Below are 20,162 nucleotides of genomic sequence, written 5' to 3'. Positions count from 1 at the left end.
TCGATCTTCGTGCTCACGTCATACCGTCCTGGGACGACGTCCACAGCGCGGTGACGGAGGCCAGCTCGTCCGCGGACAGGCCGGACGCGGTCATGGGTTCGTGGTGGGTATCGCCGTCTTTGGATCCCTCGCCCGCGGCGTCGACTGCCGCGGCAAGGTCGTGGATCGCGGGGTGTTCGAACACCATTCGCGCAGTCAGCGCCATACCATTGTCGCGTGCGCGGGCCGCCAACTGCACGGCGAGGATGCTGTCGCCCCCGAGTTCGAAGAAGTCGTCGTAGCGGCCGATTTCGCCGACTCCAAGCACGTCGGCCAGCATCGCGGCCAGCCTGTGTTCGGTGTCGGTGTGTGGCGGATCGGATGAGTCAACGGGCTTCGGCTGCGTTGTCGTCGCCTGCTCGGTACTGCCGACGAACTCGAGCCGTCCGTCCTCTGTCCAGCGGGCACGTTCCCCGCTGCGGTGCAGCGGCGAGTCGAACGCAGTGCCTGCGTAATGGACGTAGCCGACGACCCCCACCGGAACGGGTTGGTGCTGATCGTCGAGCACGTGGACGTGGGTCATGCCGCGGCTCCAGTCCTCGACCCGTTGTCTCTCGTCGGAGTCGGCGATCTGGATCTGGCGCAGCGTTTGGTCCGGGTCGTGGGCGAATGCGTCGAGAACGCGGCCCAGCCACCGCGTCAGTCGTTCGATCGTGCTGCGCCGGTACAACTCCGGCCGGTAGATCACATGACCGCGATAGCCGTCTGCGGTGGCGAAGAAGTTCACCGACAAGTCGGCGTGCGCGACATCGAACGTCGGTTCCAGCGCGGTGAACGTGGTGGCGCCGTCGACGGTTCCGGTGGGCAGTTCTTCTCGGACGTGCACCACGACCGAGAACAGCGGGTTGCGCGACAGTGACCGCACCGGGCTGACCGCATCGACGATCCGATCGAACGGCAGGTCCTGGTGCGCATAGGCGGCCAACGACATCCCGCGTGCGCGGTCCAGGGTCTCGCGCACCGTCGGGTCGCCGCCGAGATCGTTGCGCAGCACCAGGATGTTGACGAAGAACCCGATGAGCTGGTCGAGCTCGGACTCGGTGCGTCCGGCCACCGGCGTGCCCAGCGGAATGTCGGACCCTTCCCCGGCCTTGTGCAGCAGTACGGCAACCGCCGACTGCAACAGCATGAACTCGGTGATACCCAGCTCCCGCGTGAGGTCGACGAGTTTGGCGCGCGTGGCCGAGTCGACGGTGAACTCGACCGAATCGCCGGCTCCGCTGGGTACGGCCGGGCGCCGGAAATCCGGCCGCAGGGCGACGTCCTGGGGCATACCGTGCAATTGGTTCTTCCAGTATTCGCGTTGTGCTGCAACGATTCCTGCGTCGTCGCTGAGCAGCGCGGCTTGCCATACCGCATAGTCGGCGTATTGGACCGGAAGTGGGGACAACGCCGGTGGTTCGCCGGCGCGGCGCGCGTGGTAGGCGGCCAGCAGGTCGGAGAACAACACGCCGGCCGACCAGTGGTCAGCGGCGATGTGGTGGACCACCAGCGACAGCACGTGGTGATCCGGAGTCGACAGCACCGCCGCGCGGATCGGCGGTTCGCGCTCGAGGTCGAAGGTGTGCTTGCGTTCCCGGTCGAGCTCGGTCTGCAGCCACGCCTCGTCATCGCCGCGGTCGCGCCGCACCGGCACGCCGGTCGGCGGGTTGACGATTTGGTGTGGGATGCCGTCGATTTCGCGGTAGGTGGTGCGCAAGGTTTCATGCCGGTCGACGACGTCGGAGACTGCGGCCACCAATGCGTCCACATCGCACGGTCCGGACAGCCGAACAGCGAACGGGATGTTGTTGACTGGGCTGGGCCCGTCGATGCGGTACTGAAACCAGGTACGCAGCTGGGATGCCGACATTTGGCATGGCCCGTCGTGCGGGGTCGCGACCAGTCGGGGTCGGGCCTCATCGCCTGGTGTCCCGGCGTCGATGCGTTCGGCGAGTTGCGCCACGGTGCCGAGTTCGAAGATCTCCCGCACGCCGAGATCGATGCCGCAACACGAGCGGATCGCAGCGACCAGCTTGGTGGCCAGCAGCGAGTGACCGCCGAGGTCGAAGAATGAATCGTCGGCGCCGACCTGCTCGCGACCGAGCAACTCGGCGAAGAGTTCGGCGAGGGTCTGCTCCGTGCCGGCGGCGGGCTCACGGAACTCCTTGTCGGAGAAGATCTTCGGAGTTGGCAGCGCGTCACGGTCGATCTTGCCGTGCGCGGTGATCGGGATTTCGTCGAGCACCACGTACCCGGCGGGCGTCATGTAGTCGGGCAGCGCGGCGGCCACCCTGGCTCGGACACGGTCGACGTCGACCGCTGCGGGCGTCAGGTAACCGACCAGGCTCTTGCCGAGATTCGGCAGATCACTGATCACCACGACGGCCTGACCGACGCTGGGGTCGACGGAGATCGCCGCGGCGACTTCGCCGAGTTCGACGCGGAACCCGCGGATCTTGACCTGTTCGTCGGCGCGGCCGACGAATTCGATGTCACCGTCGGCGTTGCGGCGCGCCAGATCACCCGAGCGATACAGCCGCCCGCCGGGGGTGAACGGGTCGGCAACGAACCGTTCGGCGGTCAGCCCCGCCCTGCGGTGATAGCCCCGCGCGACGTGTCCCCCACCGATGTAGATCTCAGCGATCACGCCGACGGGAACGGGTCGTAGTGCGTCGTCCAGCAGGTGAATCTGGGTGTTGATCTTGGGCTTTCCGATCGGCACGATCCGGTTGCCCTGCTTGCCCTCGACCTTGTATCGGGAAGCGTTGATCACCGTTTCGGTCGGGCCGTAGAAGTTGTGTAGTAGCGCATCGAAGGTGGCGTGGAACTTGTCGGCGATCTCGCCGGGCAGCGCCTCACCTCCGATCGGCACCCGCTTGAGCGTGCGCCACTGGTTCACGCCGGGCAGCGACAGGAACAGGCTCAGCAAGGAGGGAACGAAGTGCATCGAGGTGATGCCCTCGTCGTGCAGAAGCTCGGTGAGGTAGCCGATGTCGCGAAGGCCGTCGGGGCGCGGGATCACCAGCCGCGCGCCGCAGGACAGCATGCCGAAGATCTCGGCGATCGAAACGTCGAAGCTGGGTGAGGCGACCTGAAGCAGTCGCTCGTTGTGGTCGATCTGGTATTCCTCGCGGAACCACTCGAAGAACTCGGCCACCGGCCGGTGTGACACCGCGACACCCTTGGGCAAGCCGGTCGATCCCGAGGTGTAGATGAGGTAAGCGGCGTTGTCTGGGCGCAAGGGGCGGACGCGGTCGGTGTCGATCGGGTTGTCGTCGCGCTGGTCGTCCAGATCGGTAACGGGTTCGCGCAGAACGAGTCTAGGGTCGGAGTCGGTCACGATGAAGTTCAGCCGGTCCTGCGGATACGTCGGGTCGATCGGTAGGTAGACGGCGCCTGATTTGAGGATGCCCAGCGCGGTGATGACGAGTTCCGGGGACTTGTCGAGCAGCACCGCAACGCGGTCCTCGGTGCCGATGCCCTGCCCGATCAGCCAGTGCGCGAACCGATTCGCGGCCTCGTTGATCTCCCGGTAGCTGTAGTGCCGTCCTTCGTAGGCGATCGCGACGGCATCGGGTGTCTGGGCGGCCTGCGCCTCGATGAGCGCGGGCATCGTGGTCGCGGCTACGCCGAACTGCTCACCGGCCGATACGTTGCGCAGCCACTCGGTATCCGCGTCGCCCATCAGCGGCAGGTCGCGCAATGGCTGATCCGGGTTCGCGAGGGCAGCTTCCAGCAGCACGGCGAAGTGGTCTAGCAGTTGACGGACCAGCCCGGCGTCGAGGATCTCGGTCAGATACTCCGCTTCGACCGTCGCACCGTCGGTGTCGAACTCGATCATGAATCCCAGTGGCAGCTGGGTGTATTGGCCGCGCAGTTCGGCTCGGCGGCAGGAGATGCCCCGCGGGCAGAAGCCACCGCCGTCGGCCTCACGGGCTCCGAACGTGACGCGGGCCAGGCGCTCGACACCGTGACGGCGGTCGGGATTGATCTCCCTGACCACTTTGTCCAGGTTGATCCGCTGATGCGCGAAGGCGCCCACTGTGGTGTCGCGGGTCGCGGCGAGCAGTTCGCGGAAGGACTGCGCGGGGTGCGGGCGCAGGCGCAGCGCGACCGTGTTGCCGTAGTAGCCGATGCAGTCGTCGACATCCGCGCCGCGGTTGAGCACCGTAGTCGCGACAAGGAAGTCGTCGGTGTGGGTGTAGCGGTGCACGAGCGCACCGAATGCGGCGAGCAGCACCATGTACGGGGTGGCCGCCGCCTGGCGGGCAAGCGCAGCCGTGCGGTCGACGGCCTGCTTGGACAGCCGCATCGTGGTGCGCTGCGATCGCAAGTTCGTCGGGACGATCGAACCGTTGGGACCCGGAAGTTCCAGTGGTTCAGGCGGATTCGCCAGCGTGTCGCGCCAGTAGGTCAGTTCCTCCGCCTCGGTGTCCGGCCACGGCGCGGCCGATGGGATCGCCGACGGCAGTTCCTCACCTTCGTAGGCACGGGTGAGATCGGCGAAGAACACGCGCCAGGACCCGTCATCCCAGGCGATGTGATGCGCGACCAAGAGCATTACGTGCTCGCAGGGCCCGGTACGGACCAGCGTGATGCGCAGCGGCGAATCTGAACTCAGGTCGAACGGGGTGGCGAACTCGCGCTGGGCGAGCACCTCGAGGCGCAGCGCGCGGGCATGTTCCGACATCTCGGACAGGTCGTGCTCGGACCATCCTGGTTCGAGGTCGTCGTGGATGGTCAATTGCGGTTCGCCGTCGGTGTCGGCCTGATAGGTGGTGCGCAGCACGCTGTGTCGCTGTGCGACCGCATTCACCGCGTCATGCAGGCGCGCGACGTCAAGGTCACCGGTGATCCGGTAGGACACGCAGACATTCAGCAGCGCCCCGGTGGCGTCGGCCGACTGGACGAACCACATCCGGCGCTGCCCGTCGGACAGCTCCGTAGTCGACTGCTCAGGCTGCTCTTCGACCCGCAGGCCGCGCTCGTGCAGCCTGCGTCGCAGTAGCTCCAGTCGGATGTCCATCGTGTCAGTCACGCGAGGTGTCCACCTTTTCTGAATTGTCTGGGGTGCCGAGGCGCTCGATCAGCTCGTCGCCGGTGATGCCGCCGAGCAGGTCGGCGAGCGGAACCGACCTGCCGGTGGCGCGGCGCAACCGCTTGCGTAGATCCAGTGCGAGCAGCGAATCCACGCCCAAATCGAGCAGTGATGCGGAGAGGTCGATGGTTGCGGCGTCGCCGAGATTCAACGCCGCGGCCAGCGCAGCCCGCACCCGCGCAGCGTTGTCCACCTCCGATGGCGCTGCATCGACGTCGGTTTCGCCGCTGCGCCGGCTGTCGAAGAACGTCTGCAAGCGGCCCCGGTCGGCCGCCAGGATCAACGGATCGGCCGGATGGTCACGCAGGCTGGCCTCGATCGCAGCCTCTGGCGTCATCGGCAACAGCCCGGAGCGTTCGATCCGCGTCACCTCTTCGGCGCTGATGATGCCCGCGCCCCACAGCCCATACTTCGCGGAGACGCAGTGCCGTCCCTCGGCCCGTAGCTGCCCGGCCACCACGTCGAGCATCCGGTTGGCCGCCGAGTACGCGGCGTGCCCCTTGCCACCCCACACTCCGGATACCGAGGAGCACAACACGATCCGCGCATCACTTCGCAGTGGCCACAGTTCGGTGATCCAGGCCAGGCCCATCACCTTGGCGGCGACGGTTTTTGTGAATGCCTCGGCGGCGATGGCGTCACACGGTGCAAACGTCGCGGCGCCTGCGGCGTGGATCACCAATGATGCACCCGGGCCACCATATTCGAGCGCCGCGGCGCGCACCTGTTCTGCCGACGTGATGTCGCATCGCGGCGCCACCAGTTCGACGCCGGGCACGCTAAGGGCGTCGGCAGCCACGCCGTTTCGGCTCAGCAGCACGATGCGTCGCGCACCCCGGTTGGCGAGGTACCGGGCGTAGTGCAGGCCCACCGTACCGCTGCCGCCGGTGATCACGGCGTCGTCAAGGAGTCCCGCGTCCAGCTGCCATGGTTCGGCGGGGTCGACTTCGGGCAGTGTTCGGGTGTAAAGCGTTGGCCCCGAGGTCCCGTCGCGAACAGCGACTTCGGTGCTTTCGCCGAGTAACGCCTCGACAACGACGGCCGCCTCCTGGAGATCCCACGACGTCAGATCAAGATGCCGGAACGTCTGATCGGGGTGTTCGAAGCCGATGCTGCGATGCATAGCCGCCAGGGCCGCCTGCGCAGGCAACGCAACAGGCTCGTCGGGGCGGACGTGCTCACCGCCGACGGTGACGAGCCAGACATCGCGGCAGGCCGTCCCGATCGCGCCCGCATAGTCGAGTAGTCCGTGTTCGAGGAGCCTCGCGATCTCATCGGCGGCCCGTTCGGTGTCGGGGTGGTCGAGTAGCGGTGCGACCGCGACAAGCATGTCGGCGGCGTGCTGATCGGCCAGTTGGGCGGTGGGATGCGCGTCGATGGCATCACGCAGCTGGCCGGCAAGCGGTCCGATCGGCCCGGCCAGCTCCAGCACCGCGATGCGGCGCAGGGCGAGGGCAGGTTCCGATTGTGTCTTCGCCTCCCACTTTTCGGCCGCGACGGTAAGACCGGGGAGCGGGGGCAACGGCTCGGGTGTCGCCCACAGATGCACCGCATGCATCGGAGCATTCGGAAATCCGGACAGCGGCCGCTGGTGTAGGTCGACAAGCTCGGCCCACCGGTAGCCGGGGTCGGCGACCGCCGCGGCAGCGATGTTGCCGGACAGCACGTCGATCATTGGCTCATCGCGCCGCCCGGATCCGACGGCGACCGGATCGTCGTCCCCGACAAGGTCGCCGAGTGCGAACAGCAGCGCCGGATGCGCGGACAACTCGATGAACCTGCCGGCGCCGTACTCACGAGCGGCGGCGATCGCGCGGTCGAACCGGACGGTGTTGCGCAGATTCCGATACCAGTAGTCGGCGAAGTCGGTGCCCGGCATCACCACCGTTCCGGTCGCCGATCCGATGAACGGCACTGGCGTATCGGCGAATTGGGAATGTGGCAGCCGGGCGACCAGATCGGATTGCAGCGGTTCCAGTGCGCTGGTGTGCGCGGGGAAGTCGACCCCGAGTTCGCGGGCGAACCTGCCTGCGGCTTCGCAGGCGGTCACGATCGCAGTCACCGCCTCGCGTTCGCCCGACACCACCACTGACGAGCTTGCGTTGACGACCGAGAGTTCCAGCCAGCCCGGCGTGGCATCGATCAACCGCTCGGCCTCGGTCACCGAGATGCCCAGCACAGCCATGCCGTAACGGCCGGGAAGCCGGTCTACCACCTGCGCGCGGGCGATGACGACCGCGGCGGCGTCGGCAAGCGTGATCGTTCCGGCGATGTACGCGGCCGCGACCTCACCCAGGCTGTGTCCAACCGTGATGTCGGGAAGGATGCCGCATGACTTCCACACCTGCGCCAGTGCGGCCGCGTGCGTGAATTGGGCCGCCTGCGTCTGGATTTGCGAGAAGTCACCCTCGGCCATCAGGTACGGCAGCGGCGACTGCACCCCTACGGCGACGAACGCCGCGGCACACTTGTCGACCTCGACCCGATAGACAGGGAGTTCCCGATACGCCTCGGCGCCCATCGCAGGCCATTGGCTGCCCTGTCCTGGCAGCATGTATGCCGTTCGGGAAGTGCTGGTTTCAGATGAACAGGCCACCAGTGGGTGATCCTCGCCCGCAGCGAGTGCGCGCAGCCCGGCCGCCAACTCGGCGACATCGGCTGCGCGTACCACGGCCCGGTGGCGTCGCAACCGACGCGTGCGGAGCAGCGTGGCGGCGACCGCCCGCACATCGGGGCTGCGATCAAGGTAGCGAAGGATCGCCTGCGCGTCCGCGGCGATCAACTCTTCGGCGTGCGCGCTCAGCACGACGGGTGTGCGCCCGTCGGGGAATGCGATCATCAGGCCGCCCGATCTGTTGCGGGCATCGACACGATCACGTGTGCATTCGTTCCACTCATGCCGAAGGCGGACACCGCAGCGTGGCGCTGCCCGGCCGTCGCAGGCCACGGCGTCAGCGTTGTCGCAGGCCTCAATCCCTGTCTGTCCCAATCGATTCCGCGGCTCCGTTCATCCAGGTGCAGGCTGGCAGGTACCGCACCATGCTCGGCGGCGACCAGCACCTTGGCGAGTCCAAGTGCTCCCGCGGCGGCCTGCGAGTGGCCGACGTTGGATTTGACCGATCCGAGCAGTGCGCCACGACCCGGCTCGGTGGCGCCGTATGTCTGTGCCAGGGACTGCAATTCGGTGCGGTCGCCGAGCTTGGTGCCTGTGCCGTGGCCCTCGACCATGCCGATCTCCTCGGGCCGCACGCCTGCGGTGTCGATGGCCCGTTGGAACAGTCGGGCCTGCGCGGGCCCGCTTGGTGCGGTCAGTCCAGTGGTGCGACCGTCCTGGTTGACCGCCGTCGCACGCACTTCGGCGAGCACCCGACGTCCGTCGCGCACCGCCGCCGACCGGCGCTGCAGAACGAACATCGCTGCGCCTTCCGCCCAGACTGTTCCGCTGGCCTGCGCGCTGTACGGGCGGCAGTGCCCGTCGTCGGACAGGGCGTGTTGTTTGGAGAACTCGACGAAGAAACCGGGTGCACCCATCACGCACACCCCACCGGCCAGCGCCATGTCGCAGTCTCCCGCCCGTAGCGACTGCACGGCGACGTGGAACGCTGCCAACGCCGACGCGCACGACGAATCGATGGTCATCGCAGGGCCTGCCAGCCCAAGCGTGTAGGAGATGCGACCGGATATCACGCCGAGCGCGGTGCCGGTGATCAAATGCCCTGAGTGGTTGGAGAATTCGGCCAGGTCGGGGCCGTAGCCGGTGATCGATGCGCCGACGTAGCAGCCGACGTCGTGGCCTGCGAGATCGTCGGGGTTGATGCCGCTGTTCTCCAGTGCCCGCCAGGCGACACGCATCGCGACCCGCTGCTGCGGATCCATCGCCACGGCCTCGCGCGGTGAGATGCCGAAGAAGACCGGATCGAAAGTGGCCGCCCCCGATAGGAATCCGCCGAGGTCGTGGATGCGTTTGAAACCGTCACGCCGCGAACCGTCGAGCAGATCACGCACGGACCAACCACGATCGGTCGGGAACGGCACCAACGCTTCTCGTTGCTCGGACAGCAGCGACCAGTACGACTCTGCGGTGTCCACCCCGCCCGGCGCCTCCAGCGCCATGCCGACGATGACGATGGGATCGGTGCCGTCATCCATCCCATCAACCATTGACAAGCTCCGCGACGGCGTCGGTGTGTTCGTTGAGATAGAAGTGTCCACCGTCGAACATCAACAGTGTGAAGACACCGTTGGTGTGTGTTTCCCAACGCTGCAACATGTCTCGGTCCACGCGGTGGTCGTGGCTGCCGCCGAGGACGTGGATGTCGGCCTCGATCCGAACGTCGGGCGTGCAGGAGTAGCGGTTGAACGCCTCGTAGTCGGCGCGCACCGCACGCAGCAGCAGATCGACGAAGTCCTCGTCGGCCAGCAACCGTGGGTCTGTGCCGCCGAGATCGACCATGTCGGCGAGCACCTCTCGACCGGATGTTGGCAGCGGCAGTGACGCCGAGACTGTCGCGGGAGCCTGGCTGGCAGACACCCACAGTTCGCGAACGTCGACCCCGTGACGTTTTGCGGCACGGGCGAACTCGAACGCCACGATCGCGCCCATGCAGTGACCGAACAACCGCAACGGGCCTACCTGGCCCCAGTCGCCTGCTTCGAACAGGCCCGTTGCCATCGCTTCCACCGTTTCGGCGGCGGGATGGGTCAGGCGGTCGGCGCGCTGCGGGTACTGCACCACATAGGCGTCAACACCTTTGGCCGCCATGGAGCTTGCCAAGCCACGGTAGGCCGCCGCGGCCCCGCCTGCGTGCGGGAACACCACTGTCGCGCCACCACGCTTACCGGGAAACCGTTTGATCCAGGGCTTGAAGTTCAGTTGTGTCGGCTCGTCGATCGTTCTCATGAATTCGATGTCGTTTCAAGAGCGGACAGCACGTCCGCGTTGTCCATGTTCGCGACTTCCAGATACATCTCGGCCACTTGCTCGAGGCGACGGCTGCCCGGTTCGCGCGCGGTGAGCCGGGCTGCAAGGGCCGCAACGGTCCGGGTGGCGAAGATGTCGGCGACCATCACCGTCGGTGTGTCGAGCCAATTGCGAATGCGTGCCACCGCGGTCGTCGCGAGCACCGAATCGCCGCCCAATCCAAAGAAGTCGTCGTCAACACCGACGACGTCGGCACCAACGAGATCGGCAACGATCGATGCCAATGCGGATTCCAGCGGCGTTGACGGCAGCCTCCAGCCACTCGCGAGGTCACCGGTCTTTACCGCGTCGGCCAGCCTTCTGGCGACTGCGCGCCGGTCGGTCTTGCCGCCGACCGTGAACGGGATGGCCTCGACGATCTCGAAGTGACGCGGAATCATGTGCGCGGCAACGAGTTCAGCAAGACCACCGCGTAGCTGATCGACCGTCAACGAGGCATCCTCTGCGCCGACAACGGCCGCCAGCATGTCGCCGCCGCGCTCACCTGCCAGCGGCACGACCGCTGCGACCGCTGCACGCACCCCAGGCAGCCGCTGCAACGCAGCCTCGATATCGCCGAGCTCTATGCGGTAGCCGCTGATCTTGACGCGGTGGTCGGCGCGGCCGACGAACTCCAGCGTGCCGTCCGGCCGGTAGCGGGCCAGGTCGCCGGTGCGATACCACGTGCGGCCGAGGTAGGAGACGAACCTGTCGGCTGTGAGGTCTTGGCGGCCGCGATAGCCCCGCGCGATCCCGCGGCCGGTGATCCACAGTTCGCCCGGCACCCAGTCGGGGCAGTCCGCACCGAACGAATTCACCACTCGGCAGGCGTTGTTCGTGAAGGGCACGCCGTAGGGCAGCGCGGTGCAGTGCTCGGGCAGATCACCCGCTTCGTACAGCGTCGCGTGCACCGCGGTCTCCGTCGCTCCGCCGAGGCCCGCGAGCCGAACCCCTGGCGCCTGGGCCTGCAGGCGTCGCACCATCGCGGTGCGGACCCAGTCTCCGCCGGTGGGTACCGCCCGCACCGATCCAAGCCGACCGTTGCCGACCTCGACCACCATCTCCAGCCATCCCGGGAGGAAATTCAGCACGGTGACGCCGTGGTCGGCGATCTGCTGTGCCCAGTGATCGGGGTCGCGGCGGTGCGCCTCGTCGACGACGACGATCGTGCCGCCGGCTGTCAGCATGCCGAACACGTCGCACACCGAGAGGTCGCATTCGAGGTGCGACAGGGCGAGGCATCGGTCGGCTGGCCCAATTCCAAAGTAGCCGTTGAGGAATTCGATGGTGTTCATCGCGGCGTCGTGGGTGACCTCGACGCCCTTGGGCTCCCCCGTCGATCCCGAGGTGAACAGCACATAGGCGAGCTCGTCGGGATCGATTGGAGCGGGCTGGAAATCGGTGTCGCGGCGACCCACCCGCACGGCTTCGTTAATGGTGAGTGCGGGCATCGTCGTCGGCGGCTGGTGGTCGCCGCAGACCAGCGCCATGCGGACACCGCCGGTTTCGATGATCCGCGCGGCCCGCTCCGCGGGATGGTCGATGCCGATCGGCAGATACACCGCGCCCGCACTGAGGATGCCGTACAACGCGACGATCTGGTCGGGACATTTGGGCCCGAGCACTGCGACGGTATCGCCGGGTTTGATGCCTGCGACGCGCAGCGCCGCCGCAACGGCGAGCACTTGCTCGCGCAGTTCTGCGTATGTCAGTTGTCCCGACGAGCCGATGACCGCGACCGCGTCCGGCCGGGCAGTCGCTGAGGCGAAGAGTCCGCTGTGCAGCGAATTGCCGCTGGGCGCAGCGGTTTTGCTGTTGATCGTGTCGCGAACCGCACGTTGTGCGTCCGTGATGAGGGGTGCGCGCGGCTGTTCCCACGCGATGTCGTCGGAGGCGAGCCGCCGCAGCTCGTCGATGTGCCGGTCGAACATCGCGTCGATGACCCCTGGCCGGAACGCGTCCTCACGGACGTCCCAGTTGACCAGGATGCCGCCGTCGAACTCGGTGACCTGGGCATCGAGAAGCACTTGCGGGCCTTGCGAGTTGATCCACATCGGAGTGCCGAACGCTTCGGTCACCTCCGCGGCGAACAGCTCGCCAAGGCCGAGCGCGCTGGTGAAGACGACCGGCGCGAGCACCTGCGCGCCGCGGTGGCGTCCGAGATCGCGCAACACCGACAGTCCCGGATAGTTCGCGTGCGCGGCGGCAGCGCGAAAGGTGTCCTGCAGGGCCCGTGAACGCGCGGTTGCCGTTGCGGCGGCGGCGAGGTCGACGTCGAGCAACACCGACGAGGTGAAGTCGCCGACAAGTTTGTCCACATCGGGATGGCGCTGCCCGCGGCCGAACATCGGCACGTTGAGTAGGAACCGCGGCTCGGCCGACCAGCCCGCCAACGCGTCGGAGAACGATGCGGCAAGTGCCATCGCAGGCGTGACGCCGCGGCGGCGCGCCGCGGCGAACAGCGCGTCCCGGGTATCGGCATCGAGCCAGGTCGATCGTCGGGTGGTGTGGTGCGGATCCGCTTGCTCGGCAAGGGGAACCAGCGGAAGGCGCGGCGGATCCGGCAGGTCCGGGATCCGCTGCGACCACCACGTCCGGTCGGATTCGGCTGCAGCAGTCGGGACTGATGCGAGCCGATAGTCGCGGTACGTATAGCCGAGCGCAGGCAGTTCGTCGCCGCGGTAAAGCGCGGCGAGGTCCGACATCAGGGTCCGGTAGCTCATCGCGTCGGCGGCCTGCATGTCGAGATCGACGTGTAGGCGGCTCTTGCCACCGGGCAGCATCGACAGCGCGAGCTCGAAGACCTGACCGTCCAGTTGCTGATGCGATTTCGCTCTGCGGGTGGCGGCGAGCTGTCCTTCGACCTCGTCGGCGGTCAGGCCTCTCAGGTCGACTACGGCAACCGGGGACGGATCGGGTGCGGGCCCGATCCGTTGGGTGCCGTCGGGCAGGAACTCGACGCGCAGCATCGGGTGGCGTGCGGCCAGTGCGGTCGCGGCACGCTCCAGCCGCCGGAGATCGACGCCGTCGCCGTCGAACTCGACGTAAAGGTGGCCGGCCACACCACCCAATTGCTGATCGCCTTCGCGGCCCACCCACATCGCATGCTGCATCGGAGCAAGCGGAAAGGGCGCGCTCGAATCAGTATGGGCAACAGCGGGTTCCGCTACCTCTTCGACGAAGGCTGCCGATGCGACAAGGCTCGACCATGCGCGAATCGACGGATCGGCGGCCAGCGAAGCGAAGTCGACGTCGATGCCTTGTTTGCGCCACCGGCCGGCCAGCGACATCATCCGAATGGAGTCAAGGCCCTGGCTGATGAGGTCGGTGTCGGGGTCGACGTCGTCTGCGCCGACACCGAGAAGTTCGGCGACTTCTGCACGGATCGTCTGCGAATTCGCAGCCGCAACACCCACAAGCCCTCCATTGGTTAGCCTCGCCTTAGTTTGTGGAGGCTACCCTATATTCGTGCCGTGAATAGTCCTACCTTCGTGCCCTTTCCGCCCGAGCGCGCAGCCACCTATCGCGCGGCCGGCCACTGGACCGGTCGCCCGCTGGACTCGGTGCTACGCGACGCTGCGACCGCGTGGCCGGATCGGGTCGCCGTCATCGACGACTCCGGGAGCCGGACATACTCCGAACTCGACGACCTGGCCGACCGGGCCGCGGCGGGGTTTCGCGGCATCGGGATTGCGCCGGGTCAGCGTGTGCTGATGCAACTGCCGAACTCGTGCCGCTTTGCGGTCACGCTGTTCGCGCTGCTGCGCGCGGGAGCGATCCCGGTGATGTGCCTGCCGGGCCATCGGTTGGCGGAGCTGACTCATTTCGCCGAGGTGAGTCAGGCCGTGGCGCTGGTGATCACCGATACCGCAGGCGGTTTCGACTACCGGGCGATGGCCGACGAACTGGTTCGCACGCATCCGATGACGATCGTCACCGAATTGGTCACCGAATCTGCCGATCCCCCTCCGGTTGACGTGGACACCGCGTCGCCTGCGCTGCTGTTGGTCTCCGGCGGCACGACCGGCGCGCCGAAGCTGATCCCCCGCACGCATGACGACTACCTCTACAACGTCACCGCGAGCGCCGAGTTGTGTGGGTTGACCGCCGCCGACGTCTACCTGGTAGCGCTGCCCGCGGCGCACAATTTTCCCTTGGCATGTCCGGGGCTGCTAGGGGCGATGTCCGTCGGCGCCACAACGGTTTTCACTGCTGACCCGAGCCCGGAGTCGGCGTTCGCGGCGATCGCGCGTCATGGCGTCACCGTCACCGCGTTGGTGCCTGCGCTGGCGAAACTGTGGGCGCAGGCGTGTGAGTGGGAGCCGCAGCGGCCCACCACGTTGCGCTTGCTTCAGGTCGGCGGCGCGAAGCTGGGCGCCGATGATGCGCGAGCGGTACGCGAAGCGTTGACGCCGGGCTTGCAGCAGGTGTTCGGCATGGCCGAGGGACTGCTGAACTACACCCGCCTCGGCGACCCGCCTGACATCGTCGACAACACGCAGGGCAGACCGCTTTCCGAGCACGACGAGTTGAAAGTGGTCGACGATGCGGGCAACGACGTGGCCCCGGGCGAGGAGGGCGAACTACTGGTGCGGGGGCCGTACACGCTGAACGGATACTTCAATGCCGCCACCGCCAACGAGCGGTCGTTCACCCCGGACGGCTTTTACCGCACGGGAGATAGGGTGCGCCGCTTCGCGAACGGGTATCTCGAGGTGACGGGTCGGGTGAAGGACGTGATCGTGCGCGGCGGAGAGAACGTGTCGGCGCTCGACCTGGAGGAGCACTTGCTGAAGCACCCATCGATCTGGGCAGTGGCCGCGGTTGCGGTACCCGACAATTACCTCGGCGAAAAAATCTGTGCCGCCGTCGTTTTCAACGGTTCATCAGTGGCGCTGCCCGAGCTGAACAGCTTTCTGGACAGTCGCGGCGTCGCCGCGCACGCCCGCCCAGATCTGCTGGTGTCGATGCCGAGTCTGCCCACCACCGCGGTCGGCAAGGTCGACAAGAAGGCGATCGCCAAGCAGCTGGTGCTCGGAAATCGCACCCCGCTGTCATGACCCCTAGTCGAAGCGTCCCGCCTCGATCACACGGAGTACCGCTGCGCCCTCTTCGTCGGAGGCTTCCAAATCCACTTCCACCTCAAAGCCCCAATCGTGGTCGCCCGCCGGATCGTCCAGGATCTGGCGTAGCCGCCACACGTCGGGCTGCCGGTCGATGATCAGCAGTGCCGGACCCCGAGCGTCGGCGCCGATGCCGACGTCGTCGTGCTCGGCGAAGTACGCATCGATGACCTTCTCCCAGCGCTCGGACGTCCACCCGGATGCGCGGTCCAGCTCACCGAGGTCATGCCAGCGCCGCCGCGCGAACAGCTCCACCCGCCGGAACAGCGCGTTGCGGACCATCGCGGTGAACGCTCGTTCGTTGCCGGTCAGCGGGCGCGGCCGAGCCGGGACCGCGACAGGCGTGTCCAGCGGTTGGTCCGGGCTGGTCAGCTGTTCCCACTCGTCGAGCAGACTCGAATCGACTTGGCGCACAAGCTCACCGAGCCACTCGACGATGTCGGTGACCTCCTCGGTCCGCGCGGCGGCCGGCACGCCGGACCGCAATGCCTTGAAAGCGTCGGAGAGGTAGCGCAGCACAGCACCCTCGGAGCGGGTCAGCCCATAGACGCTGACGAACTCCCGAAAAGTGAAGGCCCGCTCCCACATCTCGCGCACCACGGACTTCGGCGACAGCTGCCCGTCGGCGGCCCACGGGTTGCTCTGCAAATACACCTCGAAGGCGTGGCTCAGCAGCTCGTCGAGCGGCTTGGGATAGGTGACGTCGTCCAGTAGTTCCATTCGTTCGTCGTATTCGATCCCCTCGGCCTTCATTGCTGCGATGGCCTCGCCCCTGGCCTTCTTCAGCTGAGCCGCCAGGATCTGGCGAGGGTCCTCGAGGGTGGCCTCGATGACCGAAACGACATCCAGCGCATAGGTTTCCGATTCCGGGTCGAGCACGCCGACGGCCGCGAGTGCGAATGTCGACAGCGGCTGGTTGAGCGCGAAGTCGGGTGGAAGGTCGACGGTCAGTCGGTAACGCCGCCCGTCGGGCTCGGGTTCGGAAAGCCGCTCGACCACGCCGGCCTGCAAGAGCGATCGGGCGATGCCGATTGCCTCCCTGATGTGCTGCAGTTGTCGCTTGCGTGGTTCGTGGTTCTCGGTGAGCAGCCTACGCATCGCGGCGAACGGGTCACCGGGACGATCGACCACATCGAGGATCATCGCCGTCGACACCCGCATGTTGCTCGTCAGCGGTTCGGGGGCGGCCTCGATCAGCCGCGTCATCGTCGACTCGCTCCACGGCACCATGCCCTCGGGAACCTTGCGCCGCACCAGCTTTCGACGCTTCTTCGGGTCGTCGGCGACCTTGGCGAATTGCTTGAGGTTTTCGACCTCGTGGTCGGGCGCCTGGACGACGACGGTGCCTGCGGTGTCGTAGCCTGCCCGCCCCGCGCGCCCGGCGATCTGGTGGAACTCGCGGGCGTTGAGCAGTCGGGTGCGGACGCCGTCGTACTTCGACAGAGCAGAGAAGACAACGGTCCGGATCGGCACATTGATGCCGACGCCGAGGGTGTCAGTTCCGCAGATGACCTTCAGTAGGCCGGCCTGTGCGAGTTGTTCCACCAGCCGTCGGTACTTGGGCAACATCCCGGCGTGGTGAACGCCGATCCCATGTCGAACCAGCCGCGACAGCGTGGCGCCGAACGCGGTGGAGAACCGGAACGCGCCGATCATGTCGGCGATCGCGGCCTTTGCGTCCTTGGTGGTCACGTTCACGCTCATCAGGGCCTGGGCCCGCTCCAGCGCCGAGGCCTGAGTGAAGTGGACGACGTAGATCGGCGCCTGGTTCGTGTCGAGCAGGTCGGCGATCGTCTCGTGCATCGGCGTGGTCGCGTAGTAGTGATGCAGCGGAACCGGGCGCTCGGCGTTGGCCACCAGCGCCGTCGCCCGGCCGGTGCGGCGGGTCAGGTCCTCGCGGAGAAACGTGACATCGCCGAGCGTGGCCGACATCAGCAGGAATTGCGCCTTCGGCAGCTCGAGCAGCGGCACCTGCCACGCCCAGCCCCGGTCGGGATCGCCATAGAAATGGAATTCGTCCATGACCACCAGGCTCGAATTCTTGTTTGTCTGGCCTCCGCTGCCCTCCCGCAACGCGATGTTGGCCAGCACCTCTGCTGTGCACGTGATGATCGGTGCGGCCGCATTGACCGCGGCGTCACCGGTGAGCATGCCGACGTTGGCTGCCCCGAACACGTCGCAGAGGCCGAAGAATTTCTCGCTGACCAGCGCCTTGATCGGGGCCGTGTAGTAGCTACGCCGACCGGCGGCCAGCGCCGCGTACAGCGCGCCGGTGGCCACCAGTGACTTACCCGAACCGGTCGGCGTCGCCAGCACGACGTTCGCACCGCTGACCAACTCGATGAGCGCTTCCTCCTGCGCCGGGTAGAGCACGGTGCCCTGCGCCTCGGCCCACGCAGCGAAGGAGGCAAACAGCTCGTCGGCGTCGCCGCCCTTCGCGCGCAGGGCGGACAGGTCGCCCGGATCGTCGAGAAGGGCAGGAGCTGTGGTGGACATATTGAAGCTAAGCGTGCCTGACAGGGAGGCTAGTTTGAAATCGTGATCGTCAGAACATGGTCGGCGCGGGCGACGGCGTCAGGCGCCGACGCGTACAGCTCGTACTTTCGGCAGACGTTGCTCCCGCAATTGCAAGAACTCGACGGCTTCTCGGGTGCGTTCCTGTTGGCCCGCGATGACGACGGGCTCGTCGAACTGACCGCGCACACGCTTTGGGATTCGCTCGACGCGATCCGCTCCTTCGCAGGCGATGACATCGCGACGGCCGTCGTCGAACCCGAAGCCCTCGCGGTGCTCGAGCACAGCGACACGACCGTCGTCCATCGCGACGTCTTGTTTCACGTTTAGGACATGTCCGACATGGCGGCACGGACGTCCTCGAAGTGGCATGCACCGCTGGCGCGGAACGGCTCGGCGAGTTGCGCGATGTATCCCACCGGGTAGTGCGGTTTGGCCGCCATCCCGAGATCGCTGCTGTGAAAGCGCCGGTCCCGGTCGAACGAGAACGTGCGAAGCGCGTGATCCCATACCAACGTGAACAAGCCGAAGTTCACATCGCCGATCCCCGCCCATTTCAAATGATGGAATCGGTGACCTTCGTTGAGCGCAAGCAGGTATCGCAGTGGGCCGACCCGGTAATCGGCGTTGGAGTGCTGCAACAACAATTGCACGGCGATCAACACCGTCAGCGCGTCAGCGACCGACTTCGGCAGGCCGATGATCAATAGCGGAACGGTGCCCGCCGCCAACTCGACGGCCCCGTGCAGCGGATGCTTCATCAGCCCGTTGAAGCCGTAGAACCGTTTGATGCTGTGGTGCACAGCGTGCAGCCGCCACAACCAGCCGATCCGGTGACTTGCCATGTGCACCAACGTGATACCCATGTCCGCGACGACGACCGCGAAGAACACCTGAAGCAGGAACGGCCACGCCGACGGCCACCACCGATGAAACGGGGTGAGCGCCGCCAGCGCCGGAATGACCAGCACGACAAGCAAGAGCGCCGACTCATTGACCACCGCGTGCGCGACGTCTCGTCCGCTGTCGGCTGACCGCCCGTTCCACTCCGCCGCATACGGGATGAGCCGCTCGACGACAAACGACACCGCTATCGCCGCAACGATCAGCAGTGCCATCCACAGTTCAGCCCACGGCGTGCGTGCCAACAGCACTGCGGCGCCGCCGATGCCGAGCATCATCACCGGCACGAAGCCGTATCGCGCAAGCGAAATCACCATGCGGCCAGTCTTCGGCCAGGCGACAGCCCGCGCATGTACAGATCCGTCGACATGCGCGGGGCATACTCCCCCTTGTGACATGGTCCGGCGATGCGGTGATCGAGCCTGGCCTGCTTGTCTATCGCGGCGAACTGGGCACGGCTCACACGCACAACCACGCGGCCGTGCAGATCGCGGTCGCCACAGGGTCAGTGACGCTCACGGACGGCAGCGGTCGTTGCGGGCACGGTTCGGCGGGGCTGATTCCCGCAGGCGCCGCACACGCCATCGACGGGGGCGCCGCGACGGGACTGATGATCTACGTCGATGCCACCGGCGTGACCGGTCGGCGCTTGGCGGCCTTGTTCAGCGACACTGAGCGAGACGATGTACGCGCGTGGATAGCCGCGGCCCAACATGTCACGGCGTACAACGAGGCGATGCCGGTCGAGCAGGCCGCCGAAACGGTCCTCCTGCAGTTGACAGGCCGACACGGGCCGATGGCCGTCGAACCGTCGCATCCAAGCGTCCGCCGCGCCATCGACCTGTTGCCGACCTTGCTGTCCGGGCCGGTCCGGCTCACCGATGTCGCGCGCGCGGTGCATCTATCGCCCGATCGTCTCGGCCGTCTCTTCGCACGCGATGTCGGATTGTCGTTCTCGGCCTATGTCCGATGGGCACGGCTCATGCGCGCCATGGAGATCGCCCGCGACGGTGGCACTCTCACCGATGCCGCCCATGGCGCGGGTTTCTCGGACAGCTCACATGCCAACCGCGTGGTGCACGAAATGTTCGGAATCGCTCCGATCATCGCTCGGCGCGGTGTCCGGCTGAGCTGACTAGGCGCGCGGCGGCGGCTGCGCGCCGGCATCCTCCGGATCCACTTCCACCGCATACGAAGTGATTGCAGTGATCTCGTCGCCGCTGAACTCGTAGATGTCGCAACTCGCGACGGCGGTCATCCCGTCGGAGCGGGTGTAACGGGCGAAGGTGTCGACCGCGACGGCGTCCGAACCGGCGACGACCACACACCGGTCGTAGGCCGTCTCGGTGCCTTCGAGGCTTTCGGCGGTGTCGCGGCACGTCTGCCGGACCGCGTCGGCGCCTTCGAGCACCATGTAGCCGACGATCGTCCAGCGCACATCCTTGGCCAGGTACGGCAGCGCAACGTCGAACCGATGCTCGGAGAAAGCGCGGCCGACGGCGCCGGGATCCAATGCCATGTGCCGACGGTAGCGTGAGGCTGT

General features: G+C 66.8%; 11 protein-coding genes. 3 read left to right on the top strand and 8 right to left on the bottom strand.

Going from position 1 to position 20,162, the window contains the following annotated elements:
* Window positions 1-13: 13 nt before the first annotated feature.
* Genes J3E61_RS28080 through J3E61_RS28060 form a run of 5 tightly spaced genes read right to left on the bottom strand, consistent with a single transcriptional unit; the run spans window position 14 to window position 13,495 of the window.
* Complete coding sequence (locus J3E61_RS28080) at window positions 14-5,047, bottom strand: amino acid adenylation domain-containing protein (protein WP_210086728.1); 5,034 nt, start codon at window positions 5,045-5,047, stop codon at window positions 14-16.
* Between the two features lie 4 nt (window positions 5,048-5,051).
* Complete coding sequence (gene mbtD / locus J3E61_RS28075; protein ID WP_210086104.1) at window positions 5,052-7,958, bottom strand: mycobactin polyketide synthase MbtD; 2,907 nt, start codon at window positions 7,956-7,958, stop codon at window positions 5,052-5,054.
* Entirely contained in the window at window positions 7,958-9,268 is a 1,311-nt protein-coding gene (locus J3E61_RS28070; RefSeq protein WP_210086727.1) for a polyketide synthase, read from the bottom strand. The genes mbtD and J3E61_RS28070 overlap by 1 nt, the downstream gene beginning before the upstream one ends.
* A gap of 4 nt (window positions 9,269-9,272) precedes the next feature.
* Window positions 9,273-10,019, bottom strand: coding sequence for a thioesterase (locus J3E61_RS28065; protein WP_210086103.1), 747 nt, complete (start codon window positions 10,017-10,019; stop codon window positions 9,273-9,275).
* The gene (locus tag J3E61_RS28060; protein ID WP_210086102.1) at window positions 10,016-13,495 is read right to left on the bottom strand and encodes an amino acid adenylation domain-containing protein; all 3,480 of its coding nucleotides are present in this window, start codon (window positions 13,493-13,495) and stop codon (window positions 10,016-10,018) included. The genes J3E61_RS28065 and J3E61_RS28060 overlap by 4 nt, the downstream gene beginning before the upstream one ends.
* 57 nt (window positions 13,496-13,552) lie before the next feature.
* Between J3E61_RS28060 and J3E61_RS28055 the strand changes: the two genes are divergently transcribed.
* Window positions 13,553-15,139, top strand: a complete 1,587-nt coding sequence (locus J3E61_RS28055; protein WP_210086101.1) for an AMP-binding protein — start codon at window positions 13,553-13,555, stop codon at window positions 15,137-15,139.
* 3 nt (window positions 15,140-15,142) lie between these two features.
* Here the strand turns inward: J3E61_RS28055 and J3E61_RS28050 are convergent, their stop codons facing one another.
* On the bottom strand, window positions 15,143-17,698 hold the full coding sequence (locus tag J3E61_RS28050) for a DUF3516 domain-containing protein (RefSeq protein ID WP_210086100.1): 2,556 nt from the start codon (window positions 17,696-17,698) through the stop codon (window positions 15,143-15,145).
* A 42-nt stretch (window positions 17,699-17,740) separates the two neighbouring features.
* Between J3E61_RS28050 and J3E61_RS28045 the strand changes: the two genes are divergently transcribed.
* The gene (locus J3E61_RS28045) at window positions 17,741-18,046 is read left to right on the top strand and encodes a hypothetical protein (protein WP_210086099.1); all 306 of its coding nucleotides are present in this window, start codon (window positions 17,741-17,743) and stop codon (window positions 18,044-18,046) included.
* Here the strand turns inward: J3E61_RS28045 and J3E61_RS28040 are convergent.
* Complete coding sequence (locus J3E61_RS28040; RefSeq protein ID WP_210086098.1) at window positions 18,043-18,936, bottom strand: sterol desaturase family protein; 894 nt, start codon at window positions 18,934-18,936, stop codon at window positions 18,043-18,045. The two genes, J3E61_RS28045 and J3E61_RS28040, sit on opposite strands and share 4 nt — an antisense overlap.
* A 74-nt stretch (window positions 18,937-19,010) precedes the next feature.
* Here J3E61_RS28040 and J3E61_RS28035 point away from each other — a divergent pair, with 74 nt between their 5' ends.
* On the top strand, window positions 19,011-19,754 hold the full coding sequence (locus J3E61_RS28035) for a helix-turn-helix transcriptional regulator (RefSeq protein WP_210086097.1): 744 nt from the start codon (window positions 19,011-19,013) through the stop codon (window positions 19,752-19,754).
* Here the strand turns inward: J3E61_RS28035 and J3E61_RS28030 are convergent, their stop codons facing one another.
* On the bottom strand, window positions 19,755-20,138 hold the full coding sequence (locus tag J3E61_RS28030) for a nuclear transport factor 2 family protein (protein WP_210086096.1): 384 nt from the start codon (window positions 20,136-20,138) through the stop codon (window positions 19,755-19,757).
* Between the last annotated feature and the right edge of the window lie 24 nt (window positions 20,139-20,162).

The organism is Mycobacterium sp. OAE908 (assembly GCF_017872775.1).
GTDB lineage: Bacteria > Actinomycetota > Actinomycetes > Mycobacteriales > Mycobacteriaceae > Mycobacterium.
Note: the sequence above shows the minus strand (reverse complement) of the source record. Positions and strands in the feature narration are given on the sequence as shown.

What these genes read in the sequence shown, in the direction of transcription:
- J3E61_RS28030 (WP_210086096.1), bottom strand. Translation starts at nt 20,138, where the DNA reads ATGGCATTGGATCCCGGCGCCGTCGGCCGCGCTTTCTCCGAGCATCGG.
- J3E61_RS28050 (WP_210086100.1), bottom strand. Translation starts at nt 17,698, where the DNA reads ATGTCCACCACAGCTCCTGCCCTTCTCGACGATCCGGGCGACCTGTCC.
- mbtD (WP_210086104.1), bottom strand. Translation starts at nt 7,958, where the DNA reads ATGATCGCATTCCCCGACGGGCGCACACCCGTCGTGCTGAGCGCGCAC.
- J3E61_RS28065 (WP_210086103.1), bottom strand. Translation starts at nt 10,019, where the DNA reads ATGAGAACGATCGACGAGCCGACACAACTGAACTTCAAGCCCTGGATC.
- J3E61_RS28070 (WP_210086727.1), bottom strand. Translation starts at nt 9,268, where the DNA reads ATGGATGACGGCACCGATCCCATCGTCATCGTCGGCATGGCGCTGGAG.
- J3E61_RS28080 (WP_210086728.1), bottom strand. Translation starts at nt 5,047, where the DNA reads ATGGACATCCGACTGGAGCTACTGCGACGCAGGCTGCACGAGCGCGGC.
- J3E61_RS28040 (WP_210086098.1), bottom strand. Translation starts at nt 18,936, where the DNA reads ATGGTGATTTCGCTTGCGCGATACGGCTTCGTGCCGGTGATGATGCTC.